The 12,713-nt window shown below is 39.2% G+C and carries 11 protein-coding genes; 8 read left to right on the forward strand and 3 right to left on the reverse strand.

Annotated elements, in window-relative coordinates; all coding sequences use genetic code 11:
* Positions 1–186: 186 nt before the first annotated feature.
* The 5 genes from astE to ATS71_RS15180 all read left to right on the forward strand — a co-directional run bounded on the left by astE (position 187) and on the right by ATS71_RS15180 (position 5,778).
* Positions 187–1,239, forward strand: coding sequence for a succinylglutamate desuccinylase (gene astE, locus ATS71_RS15160; RefSeq protein WP_058405573.1), 1,053 nt, complete (start codon positions 187–189; stop codon positions 1,237–1,239).
* Positions 1,240–1,505: 266 nt separating this feature from the next.
* Positions 1,506–2,720 (forward strand): thiamine pyrophosphate-dependent dehydrogenase E1 component subunit alpha, encoded by a 1,215-nt coding sequence (locus ATS71_RS15165; RefSeq protein ID WP_058405574.1) that lies wholly within the window; start codon positions 1,506–1,508, stop codon positions 2,718–2,720.
* Complete coding sequence (locus ATS71_RS15170) at positions 2,720–3,697, forward strand: alpha-ketoacid dehydrogenase subunit beta (protein WP_058405575.1); 978 nt, start codon at positions 2,720–2,722, stop codon at positions 3,695–3,697. The genes ATS71_RS15165 and ATS71_RS15170 overlap by 1 nt, the downstream gene beginning before the upstream one ends.
* Positions 3,698–3,705: 8 nt before the next feature.
* On the forward strand, positions 3,706–5,271 hold the full coding sequence (locus ATS71_RS15175) for a dihydrolipoyllysine-residue acetyltransferase (RefSeq protein ID WP_058405576.1): 1,566 nt from the start codon (positions 3,706–3,708) through the stop codon (positions 5,269–5,271).
* A gap of 141 nt (positions 5,272–5,412) precedes the next feature.
* Complete coding sequence (locus tag ATS71_RS15180) at positions 5,413–5,778, forward strand: DUF805 domain-containing protein (protein ID WP_058405577.1); 366 nt, start codon at positions 5,413–5,415, stop codon at positions 5,776–5,778.
* Between the two features lie 57 nt (positions 5,779–5,835).
* Here ATS71_RS15180 and ATS71_RS15185 read toward each other — a convergent pair whose 3' ends face one another.
* Together ATS71_RS15185 and ATS71_RS15190 are read right to left on the reverse strand one after the other, a co-directional pair.
* Positions 5,836–7,008 carry a putative manganese transporter gene (locus tag ATS71_RS15185; RefSeq protein WP_058405578.1) on the reverse strand — a complete coding sequence of 391 codons (1,173 nt, stop codon included), beginning with the start codon at positions 7,006–7,008 and terminating at the stop codon, positions 5,836–5,838.
* A gap of 119 nt (positions 7,009–7,127) precedes the next feature.
* Positions 7,128–8,753 carry a M28 family metallopeptidase gene (locus tag ATS71_RS15190; RefSeq protein WP_058405579.1) on the reverse strand — a complete coding sequence of 542 codons (1,626 nt, stop codon included), beginning with the start codon at positions 8,751–8,753 and terminating at the stop codon, positions 7,128–7,130.
* Positions 8,754–8,871: 118 nt separating this feature from the next.
* Between ATS71_RS15190 and ATS71_RS15195 the strand changes: the two genes are divergently transcribed.
* From ATS71_RS15195 to ATS71_RS15205, 3 genes are read left to right on the forward strand one after another with little or no spacing between them, the layout of a single operon-like run.
* Positions 8,872–9,684 (forward strand): DUF3025 domain-containing protein, encoded by an 813-nt coding sequence (locus ATS71_RS15195; RefSeq protein ID WP_058405580.1) that lies wholly within the window; start codon positions 8,872–8,874, stop codon positions 9,682–9,684.
* Positions 9,681–10,469 carry an ABC transporter ATP-binding protein gene (locus tag ATS71_RS15200; protein WP_058405581.1) on the forward strand — a complete coding sequence of 263 codons (789 nt, stop codon included), beginning with the start codon at positions 9,681–9,683 and terminating at the stop codon, positions 10,467–10,469. Before ATS71_RS15195 ends, ATS71_RS15200 begins: the two co-directional genes overlap by 4 nt.
* Entirely contained in the window at positions 10,462–11,670 is a 1,209-nt protein-coding gene (locus ATS71_RS15205) for an ABC transporter permease (RefSeq protein ID WP_058405582.1), read from the forward strand. The genes ATS71_RS15200 and ATS71_RS15205 overlap by 8 nt, the downstream gene beginning before the upstream one ends.
* Positions 11,671–11,769: 99 nt before the next feature.
* Here ATS71_RS15205 and ATS71_RS15210 read toward each other — a convergent pair whose 3' ends face one another.
* The gene (locus tag ATS71_RS15210; protein WP_058405583.1) at positions 11,770–12,609 is read right to left on the reverse strand and encodes a UDP-2,3-diacylglucosamine diphosphatase; all 840 of its coding nucleotides are present in this window, start codon (positions 12,607–12,609) and stop codon (positions 11,770–11,772) included.
* Positions 12,610–12,713: the final 104 nt, after the last annotated feature.

Genomic DNA, 12,713 nt, shown 5'->3' on the forward strand with positions numbered 1-12,713 from the left:
CGGGTACTGAAGATATTTATAAAATATACCTAGAATCGTTTAAAGGCGAAGCACATTTAGCCCTTTTAGAAAAAGAAGCTAAAAAGTTAGTTGACTCAGTAATTAGCTGATACCGCTTAAACTATGTAAAAACGGCTGAATTATTTAGCCGTTTTTTTGTCTCTCACACTATAAAGGGCTTTTATTATGTCAGCCACACCCGATTATTTAAATTTATTACAATCAACCGGTGATTTTCTAACCATTAGCCGAAATAACGAATGGCATTTAGCGCCTAGCCACTTTACGCTTAACAATGGTACCCAAGTTAATGTTCACGATACGGGCGTTATTGAGTTTCAGCCTGCGCTCACTACATCAAAAGATATTGTGTTATCAAGTGCCGTACACGGTAACGAAACAGCGCCTATTGAAATTTGTGATGAGCTAATAAAACAAATTATTTTGCAAAAGCTTGAGCTTAAACAAAGGGTGCTTTTTATATACGGTAACCCTAAATCTATTAATATTGGTTTGCGTTTTGTAGAAGAAAACCTTAACCGTTTATTTAATGGCCACCACACAGTTGATGGTATTGAAATGAACGACGAACGTGTTCGAGCGGCAAAACTTGAAGGTTATGTAAGTGACTTTTTTGCTAGAGGCGAAAAGGGCAGTGAGCGTAGTCATTACGATTTACATACGGCTATACGCGGGTCTAAAAATGAAAAGTTTGCCGTGTATCCATTTTTGCATGGTAAACCATGGAAAAAATCACAGCTACAGTTTTTATTAAGCTGTGGTGTAAATACCGTTTTAATGATGAAGTCGCCAGCAACCACATTTAGTTATTATTCATCGTTTGTACATGGTGCAGATTCGTTCACAGTTGAGCTTGGGCAAGTAAAACCATTTGGGCAAAACGACATGACTCGTTTTGAAAAAACCAAAAAAACGTTAATTGCATTAATTAGTCAAAGTGAAGTTGAATACCCGCAATTTAATGCAAAAGACTTTGAGCTGTTCGCTGTTCACCGTACAATTAATCGCACTCAAGATGATTTTAGTTTCCCTTTTTCTGATGATGCAGAGAACTTTACTGGTTTTGCCAAAGGAGAACTCCTCGCAACAGACGGTGATACTCTCTATTATGCAGACGTTGAAGGCGAGGCTATTATATTCCCAAATGCAAAAGTAGCATTAGGACAACGTGCATTATTAACAGTTGTTCCAATGGAAATAGACAGTAACTTTGTATAATTAAACTCATTAGACCTCTTTAAGCCGCAAGTTAACTCACTGATTACTATAAATTTAAGTAGCTGTATTGTTAACTTGCCACATATTTAACCAATATTTACTTTTGTTTCGTCACAGATTTGTTGAATAACACTTTACGTTAACGTAAAGTGTTGGCAGCTTTAATTAAATATAGTGCAGATATTGCAAAGTTTATTCAGCAATAATCACCCATAATAATAATGTAATAGGGGCACTATGTTACTGACAACAACAGAAGGTAGGTTATGAGTAATCCAAATAACGTATCGCTGAATATTAACCATACGCTTGAATTTATTGACGGCAATGCGCTTAATATTCCAACCCTTAGTATTTTAACTGAGGATGGCGACATTCACCCAAGTGCGACAGCACCCGCTATTTCAAAACATACCGCAATTAAACTTTATGAAACTATGCGTTTTATACGTTTATTAGATGAGCGTATGCAAGGTGCTCAACGTCAAGGGCGTGTAAGCTTTTATATGCAATGCTTAGGCGAAGAAGCTGCCGTTACGGCATCTGCTGCTGCGCTTGATCAAGAAGACATGATAATGGCGCAATACCGTGAGCAAGCTGCACTTCATTACCGCGGTTTTACGCTAGACCAATTTATGAACCAAATGTTTTCAAATGAATTAGATTTAGGCAAAGGTCGTCAAATGCCAATTCATTATGGTTCTAACGAATTAAATTATATGACAATTTCTTCTCCACTTGGCACACAAATACCACAAGCGACAGGGTATGCATATGGACAAAAAGTAAAGCATATAGATGCAAAAACAGGCGAACTTGCAAGCACCATTGACAACGTGACTATTTGTTACTTTGGCGAAGGCGCTGCATCTGAAGGTGACTTTCATGCCGGATTAAACATGGCTGCAGTGCATAAAGCACCCGTGATATTTTTTGCACGTAACAACGGTTATGCTATTTCGACCCCAGCAGATGAGCAATTTAAAGGTGATGGTATTGCTTCGCGTGGCGTGGGTTATGGCATAAAAACAATTAGGGTAGATGGTACAGACGCACTAGCTGTGTTTGCAGCAACGCAAAAAGCCCGTGAAATTGCCTCTACACAAGGCGAACCTGTTTTAATTGAATCAATAGCTTATCGTTTAGGTGCGCACTCTACGTCAGATGATCCAAGTGGCTATCGTTCAAAAGACGAAGAAGCGAATTATAAAACCTGCCCAATAGAAAAATTTAGAAAGTGGCTAGTAAAACAAGAGTGGCTTAACGAAGAAGACGATTTAAAAGCGAAAGAGTCTATACGTGAAGATATTTTAGCCGCCCTAAAGCGTGCAGAAGTAGTACAAAAGCCTGCTTTAGAGGAATTGGTGTCAGATGTTTACGACACACCTATCCCATCACTTGTTCGTCAATATAATGAACTAAAAGAACATATACAAAAGCACCCAGATGCTTACCCAGTTACTGCAGGGAGAATTAAGTAATGGCTAAAATGAACATGCTACATGCAATTAATTCTGCTCTTGATATAACCATGAATGAACACCCGCAAGCGTGTATATTTGGCGAGGATGTCGGGTATTTTGGCGGTGTATTTAGAGCAACCTCAGGTTTACAAGAAAAATACGGTAAACACCGTGTATTCAACACGCCTCTAACAGAGCAAGGTATATTGGGTTTTGCCAATGGCTTAGCAGCTTTTGGTGCACCAGCACTAGCAGAAATTCAATTTGCAGATTATATCTTTCCAGCATTTGACCAAATAGTAAACGAGTCGGCTAAGTTTAGATATAGAAGCGGAAACGAGTTTAATGTTGGTAACTTAACTATACGTACCCCATATGGTGGTGGTATTGCAGGTGGTTTGTATCATTCGCAATCACCAGAAGCTTACTTTGCACATACGCCTGGTTTAAAAATAGTCGTACCACGTAATCCATATCAAGCTAAGGGATTACTGCGTGCAAGTATTAAAGATGATAATCCGGTTATATTTTTTGAGCCCAAACGTTTGTACCGCGCATCGACGGGTGAAGTACCTGAAGAAGATTATTCAATAGAGTTAGGTAAAGCTGAAGTTGTGCAAGAAGGTACTGACATTACAGTCCTTGCTTGGGGCGCTCAAATGGAAATTATTGAAGACGCTGCAAAACAAGCAAGCGAGCAAGGCATAAATTGTGAGGTAATTGATTTACGCAGTATTTTGCCGTGGGATATAGATACGATTGCTAAATCAGTGACTAAGACAGGTCGTTTGGTAATAAGCCATGAGGCACCTATTACTAATGGGTTTGGCGCAGAGATTGCTGCTTCAATCCAACAAGCATGTTTCCTCCATTTAGAGTCGCCTATTCTACGTGTGTGTGGTTTAGATACACCATACCCATTGGCACTAGAGAAAGAGTATGTGCCTGATGCGCTCAAAGTGTTAGCCGCAATTAAACAATCAATGGATTTTTAGGGGATACCATGGCTAAAGATTTTATATTACCCGATATTGGTGAAGGCATTGTTGAGTGTGAAGTGGTTGAATGGCTGGTACAAGAGGGTGATAGCGTTTGTGAAGATCAACCTATTTGCGATGTAATGACTGATAAAGCACTGGTACAAATACCTGCTGTGCACGATGGAGTAATTACAAAGCTCTACCATCAAAAAGGCGAAATTGCCAAAGTACATGCACCCTTGTTTGCAATGAATGTAGCTGGCGAAGAGGCCAGTGTTGAAAAACAACAGCCCAGTAATGCACCACAAAGCAACAATGGTGCAACTGAACAATTAGAAGATTTTATTTTACCAGATATTGGCGAAGGGATTGTCGAATGTGAAATAGTCGACTGGTTAGTCGCCGAAGGCGATGAAATTGAAGAAGATCAGGCTGTTTGTGATGTAATGACTGATAAAGCCCTTGTGCAAATACCAGCAAAATACACAGGTACTGTTCAAAAGCTGTATTATCAAAAAGGTGAAATAGCTAAAGTACATAGCCCATTGTTTCAGATGACTATTGCTGGAACTGCACCTAAACAAAATATAGATGTAAACCAAGCCGTAGTAAAAGCGCAAACAAATGCAGCAGAGCAAGCAGCACCAGTAAAAGTGAATAAACCAGTAAAAGTGGTCAACACAAAAGCGGTTGCATCACCGGCTGTTAGACGTAAAGCCCGTGAGCTTGATGTTGATTTAACACAAGTACCGGGTAGTGGTAAAAATGGACGTATCTATAAGCAAGATATAGAAGAGTTTATTAAAGGTGAAGTACCAAACAGTATTGATACGTCACCACTTAATGCCAATGTAGTAAACACACAAAGTGAAACGCAGACCCCTGGTGTGCGTGTCGAGCCAATTAAAGGCATAAAAGCGGCGATGGCAAAACAAATGGTTGCTTCTGTTTCAACCATTCCACATTTTACATTTTGTGATGAAATAGATTTAACAGACCTTATTGCACTAAGATCTTCAATGAAGGAGCAGTATAAAGCACAAGGCGTTAAACTCACTATGATGCCTTTCTTTGTTAAAGCCCTTTCGCTTGCGATGAAAGAATTCCCGGTTCTTAATTCTAAAGTAAATGAAGATTGCTCAGAACTTACTTATTTTGACGATCATAATATTGGTATAGCCGTCGATTCTAAAATTGGCTTGCTGGTACCAAATATTAAGTCGTGTCAAAGTAAAAATATTGTTGATGTGGCCAATGAGCTTACACGGCTAACTGAGTCTGCTCGCGAAGGGCGAGTACCACCTGAAGACTTAAAAGGCGGTACTATTAGCATTTCAAACATAGGTGCAATTGGCGGCACAATTGCCACGCCAATTATTAATAAACCAGAAGTTGCCATTGTAGCGCTTGGGAAATTGCAACACCTACCACGCTTTGATAAAAACGGCCATGTTGTAAGTAAGGCAATAATGCAAGTTAGTTGGTCTGGCGACCATCGCGTTATTGATGGCGGAACAATTGCTCGCTTTAATAACCTATGGAAATCGTACTTAGAAAATCCGTCGGCAATGATGATGGCAATGAGTTAAAAATTAAACTTATAAAAAACCAGCAGTTTGCTGGTTTTTTGTTTTAAAAGAGCCTGTTTTTATTTAAGATACAAGTGTTGCTAAAAAGTAATAAAACTAACCCCGTTAGGGAATATAAAAAAATAACACTAAGGAAATATTATGGAACATTATATGAATGCACTGCGTAGCTACGCAGATTTTTCAGGACGTAACCGCCGCAAAGCATTTTGGATGTTTTACTTAATCAACCTTTTGATATCTATAGCTCTGGGCCTGGTTGATGAGCTGATGGGCGTAGCTGTGATTGGCACTATTTATAGCCTAGCATTGTTAATACCTCAATTAAGTGCTGGCGCACGTCGTTTACACGATACTGGTCGCTCTGGCTGGTGGCAGTTACTTTGGTTAGTGCCAATCATAGGTTGGATTGTATTAATTGTATTCCTTGCACAAGACTCACATGAAGGCGAGAACGATTATGGCCCTAATCCAAAAGAGTTAGCTGCAGAACCTGCTGCTGTATAAAGTAAAGTTTTAACCTAAAAAAGCTCAGTGTTCGCTGAGCTTTTTTATGCCTAAAATTTAATACGAAATAAAATATAAACCATAGCCAACCCCCAGAGCAGGAAGTGCTGTATATAAAGTGGCTATTATTGCGGCTTTTGGGGCTAACGCAATTGCAGGAAATAACGCATCTCCGTCGTTTGAAATTGCATTGGCTGTTAAAGCACTAAATGGAATGATGCCCTGTATATAAAGCGTGGTGACAATTATTTGCGGCCCACAACCTGGTAAAAAACCAATGAATACAGCAATCAGCGGTGCTAAATAAGCGTAATGGGCAAACCATGTTTTTAAATCAAGTCCGGCTACATTTACGAGTATTTCAAATAACATAAATGATGCCACTACCCATGCAGTCACAAAGTGTGTGTCTTGGAGCACTTTAATCACTTTAGAGGGTGGATTACACTCATCCTCCTCACTGGTAATTTGTTTATATGTTTCGCCTTTAGACGAGTAAGCCCATACCGTGACAATAAACAGAGCCATGCCCGCACCAAAAAAATGTATACCAGTGTTTGTGTACTCTCCAAATTGATTAAAGTCCACGTTAAATGCGATTAAAAACGCGATGATTAAACTTGGAAAAATCGCCAACATCCAAATAGGCTTACTGACTCTGATAATGTGGGTAGGCAATATTTTAACTTGGCGCGTTTGTTCTGTTAAAGAAGGGCGTAAAAAGTCGTGTTTATGAACTGTATTAACAACAGCACCACATATTGTTCCAACAACTAATCCTATAGTCATTATTACAGCGCCCTCAGAAGGGCGTGTAGCTAAAAGTAAAAATGCAGCATCGCCCATTGTCGCTGTTAGTACGGCAACAATTGCACCAAAGCTTGCTTGGCCTTTGGTAAATTGTGTAACCACTATTATAGCGCCCCCGCAGCCGGGTAAGGCACCTAGTAAAGCCGCAAAAAAGACCTCTAATGCCGGTGACTTGGCACTTAGATAACTAAGCTCCAATTGAGGTAAACGCTCAATAGCGAAGTAATAAATCAGTAACGTAGCAGCAACAAATACACTGACTTGAAAAAACGCGTCGCTTAGTGCGGTAATGGCAATATCACGAAGTGATGGCACAGCAAAGCATACCAACAAAAAAAGAGGGAGTAATAAACGTTTATTTTGGCTAACAAAGCGTTTTGAAGCGGGCGTAATTAGTCCTATTTGTACTATCGAGGTCATACAGTGTTACCAATTTAATAAACTGGGTAACACTGTATATTTTTAGTAAATGACAATCAATATCATTTGCTTATTTAAATCGATTACTCACTTTGAGTTTTTCGATGTTAAATTTTAGGCTATTTGCGTTGAAATTCTGAGTTTGTATTCCAAGTAGGCCATTGCTTTTGCTCAGAAATATCAAAACCGACTTTATAAAATAATTGTAAGTCTTGAACAGCGCCCGATAAATCCCACTCATCGCGGTAACGGTCACAAGGCTGGTGGTAACAGCCGCGTAATACTAAGCTCATTCGTTTACGATAATTGGCTGTTTCTTCATCCGCTGCTTGTGTACCACCACCAGCATACATTGCAGGTATGCCCATGTTAGCAAACGCAAAATGATCAGAACGGTAATAACCACCCGACGATGGTTTAGGATCGCCTGATAAAGTTCTGCCTTGATCTTTTGCTGCATTAGCTAAAAACTCATCCATTTGAGATTTACCAATGCCTACCACACTCATATCTTTTACTTTGCCTAATAAATTTAAGCTATCCATATTAATGTTAGCAACCGTCTTGTTTGCGGCAATAACAGGATTTGCGGCGTAATACTTAGAGCCAAGTAACCCTTGCTCTTCTGCGGTTACTGCTAAAAATGTCATCGAGCGGCTAGGGTGCTTAGGTAATTTAGTAAATGCCTCTGCAACTTCTATTAAGCCTGCAGTACCCGTTGCGTTATCGTGAGCACCGTTATAAATTTGGTCACCTTTTCGGCTTGTATCTGTGCCTAAGTGATCCCAATGCGCTGAATATATTACATGCTCATCTGGCATTTCGCTGCCCGGTAATGTCGCAATAAAGTTATAAGACACTGACGTTTTAATTGTATTGCTCACATTAACAGAGGCGGTTAAATCACCCATATCAACACTATAAGCACCTTTAGCAGCATTTTGTTTAACGGTATCAAAATCTAAACCAGCTTTACTGAAAAGCTCTTTAGCTACATCAGTAGTCACCCAGCCTTCTACAGCAACACGATCCATATTGTTGTTTTCTTTTTGAAAACCAAATTGCTCGCCACTCCACGAGTTCTCTACAACCGACCAAGGGTATGAAGCGGGGGCTGTTTCGTGAATAATAATAGCGCCTGCAGCACCTTGGCGACTTGCCTCTTCATATTTGTAGGTCCAACGACCATAATAAGTCATGGCATCGCCGGTAAATAAAGCGGGATCTTTAGTTGCAAAACCAGGGTCGTTCACAAGCATGACCACGGTCTTACCTTTCACGTCAATCCCTTCGTAGTCGTTCCAGTTATACTCTGGTGCATTAACGCCGTAGCCTACAAAAACAAGCTCAGAGTTTTCAATACCTTCTTTTTCACTAATGCGGCTACTGCCCATAACCATGTCTTTTTTGTATTGGTAATCTTTGCCACCAATTGATAAAACCATATTTGAATCAGCTTCAAGTGATACAAGTGGTACCTCTTGTAAAAAGCTATCGCCATTGCCAGGCTCAAAACCCAATGCTTTAAATTGAGTTGTTAAATAATCTAATGTTAGCTTTTCGCCCGGTGAAGAAGGCGCTCGGCCACCAAATTCGTCAGATGCCAATACTTTTATGTGTTTTGCTAACTCATCGGCTTTAATACTGTTATAGCCATTGGTAACATCTGATGGAGTAATGCTTGTTGTTGCACAGCCAGCTAAAACAGCGCCAGCAAGGAGTGTAAGAGAAAAATTGCGTTTCATATTAACTCGATTATTGTTTTAAGATTAAATTAGTATATTAACTTCTATTAAGTAGGGCTAGTTTTTGCGGTAAACTGTTACAAAATTAAAGGCCTATACAAGTTAGAAAGTTATAATAATGAAGCGTTTTACTCCTCCTGAACAATGGCAACCCAATTGCCTAAGAACGGGTGCATTCGATCACCTAAACAGCTTGTTTAAACTTAGCGAGCAAACTCAATGGCCTTCACCAAAATGGTTTACTCCTTATTTAAACGCAACGAACGAAAATAATTTACCCATACAGTTTGTTGACGACGCCAAAATAGACTTTGCAGATCGCTACTACGAACAAGTTATTTTTGAAACCGGTGAAGTCCCCACTCGTACAGAAAATTGGCACGACCTATTTGGTGGACTTATTTGGTGTTTATTTCCTAAAACCAAATCACTTATAAACCAACGTCATGTTCAAGACATTGCCGAATATGGTTTAACTAAGCGCACAAAACATCGAAACGCACTAACTCTATTTGATGAATGTGGTGTTGTAGTTGCCATTAGCAACAGTAAATGGCAAATCTGGCTGCGTGATCATCAATGGCAAAAAGCATTTGTAGAGCACCGGCATGAGTGGGGAGAGTCAATTCAGGCTTTTATGTTTGGTCACGCAAATTACGAAATGCTTACTCGGCCCTATATTGGGCTTACAGGAAAAGCATTGTTTATAAATGTGCCCGATGAAATATTTTGTAAAGATTTAGCAACGCAATACCAGTACCTTGATCAAGTACTTTATGAGAAGATTAAAGTAGATCATTGCTTAGCAGATAACTCACAGCTTTCGCCATTACCATTATTAGGTGTACCTGGCTGGCATGAAGACAATGAAAACGACACATTTTACAATAATACGGATTACTTTAGACCCAAACGAAGGACATGCGCATGATAGAAGTTGCCGGGCTTAAAAAACGTTTTAAGCTAACCAAAGACCATAAAAAAAATAAAGTAGATGATATCGATCCGCGTGAAGATAAAGACTACTTTCATTCAGTCCGAGACGTGAGCTTTCGCTGTGCTGAAGGCGAAGTATTAGGGTTGTTAGGCCCTAATGGCGCAGGTAAAACAACCACGTTAAGAATGATCTCAACGGCGTTAAAGCCCGATGAAGGCTCTATTACTATTGCTGGCAACGACATTGTTAAAAAACCTCTTTTAGGACGCAAGTCTATCGGCTTTTTATCAGGCTCTACTGGTTTATACGGGCGTTTAACTGTAAAAGAAAATATTGAATATTTTGCTAAACTCCACGGGATGAAAAAAAGCGATATAGCCTCACGTTGTGATGAGCTTTTCACGTTACTTGATATGCATAAATTTATAGATAAACGTGCTGAAAATTTATCAACAGGTATGAAACAAAAAGCAAATATAGCCCGTGCAGTTGTTCATCGCCCAGCGGTGGTTGTGCTCGATGAACCCACAACAGGTCTAGACATCATGACCACACAAACAGTGATCGAATTTATCAAAGGTTTAAAAGCACAAGGTACGCCGGTTATTTTCTCAACTCATCATTTAGATGAAGTTGCATTGTTATGTGACCGCGTAGCGGTAATTAACGAAGGCATAAGCTGCTTTGATGGCACCGTTGAAGCGTTTAAACAAGCCGGAAACAGTGAAGAGTTAAACCAAGCGTTTATGAACATATTAACGGAGAAACATAATGTTTGAAGTATATAAAAAGGAATTAAAAGAGCTCCTTCGCGACAAGAAAACGCTGATGTTTGTTGTGTTATTGCCAGTACTTATTTTTCCAGTCATTTTTGCTATTGTAGCATTTATTGGTACGCAAGCAGCTCTTGATGCCGATCAAAAAGTGAATACATACGTAATTATTAACGGCGAATACGCACAAGAATTTACCGACAAAGTGTTTTACCACAAAAGCTTTGAACTTTATAAAGGCAGTAAAACCTTTAATACAATAGAAGAGCTCAAAGCAGGTGTTACTGCCGGTGACATAGATATGGGTATTTACTTGCCAAGTAATGCCGTAAAAACGCTCGACAACGGCGAGCAAAGTAAATGGCAAGTTGTATTTAACGATGCTAAATCAATAAACTTTTTATTTGATCGGGTCAAAGAGCTAGCGCAAGAATACAGCGACGTATTACAAGCCGAAAAGTTAAAAAGCTTTGGGATAGAAGAGTCTGCGCATAAATCTATTCTTAACCCTATTGAAGTTGTGAAAGTAGATACAGCCGATAAACGTGAAAACTTAGGCGAAAAAATAGGTGCCTATTTACCTTATTTACTTATCCCATTGGTTTTAATGGGAGCTACTTACCCAGCAATTGACTTAGGTGCCGGTGAAAAAGAACGCGGAACATTAGAAACATTGTTACTTACACCCATAACACGCACAGAGCTGGTACTTGGTAAGTTTATTACATTACTGACTACCTCTATTGCATCAACCACTATTACGGTTGTGAGTATGGGGTGTTGGGTTGCAGTGGCACTGGCGTTTGCTGACTTAGATTTTATTAAAACGGCCTTTAGTACCTTGGCGGTAACTGATTTACTGATGATTTTTGTATTATTACTTCCACTGGCTGCCATATTTTCTTCTTTAGCGCTAGCTATCTCAATTTATGCGCGAACGTTTAAAGAAGCACAAAATTATATGGCTCCGTTAAGTATGGGGGTGTTTTTCCCTATTATTATTTCAATAATGCCAAATATGGAATTGACAGCTAAAACCGCGTTTATCCCAGTAACTAACGTTGCATTAGCCATTAAAGACATCATTAAAGGCACTGTTGATTACACCTTTGTAGGGCTAATATTTTTAGCAACCGTACTTATTGCAGGGGCGCTACTCGCATTTTGTGTTAAATGGTTTAACCGAGAAGATGTACTATTTAGATAGTGTTTCTGTTTGTAAAAAAGCATCACTTAAGTGGTGCTTTTTTGTTTTAGAATCAAGGTAAGGATTAAAACGAATTACGTGTACTAAAGTCAGCAGTTATTATGCTGCTGACTTATTGGGTTTAGACGTGTTATCACTCATTTGTAGCGATGATATGTTAGATATGTCGGCGCTATCTAAAACTGTATGTGTATCTGACCAGTGAAGTAGTTCTATTTTACCGTCAGCTTGTTCTACTAATGCAGTGCAGTTTTCTATCCAGTCTCCGTCGTTGCAATACACTATGCCGTCGCACACTTTTATTTTAGGGTGGTGTATGTGCCCACAAATAATGCCATCTACATTTTGCTTTTTAGCTTCATGAATAGCGGCGTCTTCAAACGCATTTATTGCTTCACGAGCTTTATGAACCCGTGCTTTTATCCACGACGCTAACGACCAATAATTACCCCCAAACAACTTTCTTATTTTATTACTCCAACGATTTAAAAATAAAAGTAAATCGTAGCCAGTATCGCCTGCAATGCTAATAATTTTGTTATAGCGAGTTGCGCTATCAAAATCATCACCATGAACCAGTAAAAAACGCTTATTTGCTTGAGTTACATGAATATACTGCTGGTGGACTTCTATGCCTAACAAGGTTTGATTTATATAATTTCTAAACGTTTCGTCGTGGTTTCCCGGTATATATATTACCTGTGTTCCGTTGGCTGCTTTTTGTTGAATGCAATTAAGTACTTGATAGTGAGAAGGGTGCCAATAAAAATGGCGCTTCATTGACCATAAATCAATAATGTCACCCACTAAATATAAAACATCAGTGTCGACAGAGTTGAGAAAGTTGAGTAAATAATCAGCTTTACAATCTTTATAGCCAAGGTGAACATCTGATATCCATATAGCAGGGTACTTAGCTTGTTGTTCAGCGCCTTTCATAGTGTCCCTCATTAGTTTTGTTAAATAGAAATTACTTTAGAGAGAAAAAATGACAGTTACACGACACTTTTAGTAAAGCTATATGACACAAAATTCAGCCATAA

The sequence above is a fragment of the Pseudoalteromonas sp. H71 genome, from assembly GCF_001468485.1.
In the GTDB taxonomy this organism is placed as follows: Bacteria; Pseudomonadota; Gammaproteobacteria; order Enterobacterales; family Alteromonadaceae; genus Pseudoalteromonas.

What these genes read in the sequence shown, in the direction of transcription:
- ATS71_RS15195 (WP_058405580.1), top strand. Translation starts at nt 8,872, where the DNA reads ATGAAGCGTTTTACTCCTCCTGAACAATGGCAACCCAATTGCCTAAGA.
- ATS71_RS15210 (WP_058405583.1), bottom strand. Translation starts at nt 12,609, where the DNA reads ATGAAAGGCGCTGAACAACAAGCTAAGTACCCTGCTATATGGATATCA.
- astE (WP_058405573.1), top strand. Translation starts at nt 187, where the DNA reads ATGTCAGCCACACCCGATTATTTAAATTTATTACAATCAACCGGTGAT.
- ATS71_RS15200 (WP_058405581.1), top strand. Translation starts at nt 9,681, where the DNA reads ATGATAGAAGTTGCCGGGCTTAAAAAACGTTTTAAGCTAACCAAAGAC.
- ATS71_RS15205 (WP_058405582.1), top strand. Translation starts at nt 10,462, where the DNA reads ATGTTTGAAGTATATAAAAAGGAATTAAAAGAGCTCCTTCGCGACAAG.
- ATS71_RS15170 (WP_058405575.1), top strand. Translation starts at nt 2,720, where the DNA reads ATGGCTAAAATGAACATGCTACATGCAATTAATTCTGCTCTTGATATA.
- ATS71_RS15165 (WP_058405574.1), top strand. Translation starts at nt 1,506, where the DNA reads ATGAGTAATCCAAATAACGTATCGCTGAATATTAACCATACGCTTGAA.
- ATS71_RS15185 (WP_058405578.1), bottom strand. Translation starts at nt 7,008, where the DNA reads ATGACCTCGATAGTACAAATAGGACTAATTACGCCCGCTTCAAAACGC.
- ATS71_RS15190 (WP_058405579.1), bottom strand. Translation starts at nt 8,753, where the DNA reads ATGAAACGCAATTTTTCTCTTACACTCCTTGCTGGCGCTGTTTTAGCT.
- ATS71_RS15180 (WP_058405577.1), top strand. Translation starts at nt 5,413, where the DNA reads ATGGAACATTATATGAATGCACTGCGTAGCTACGCAGATTTTTCAGGA.
- ATS71_RS15175 (WP_058405576.1), top strand. Translation starts at nt 3,706, where the DNA reads ATGGCTAAAGATTTTATATTACCCGATATTGGTGAAGGCATTGTTGAG.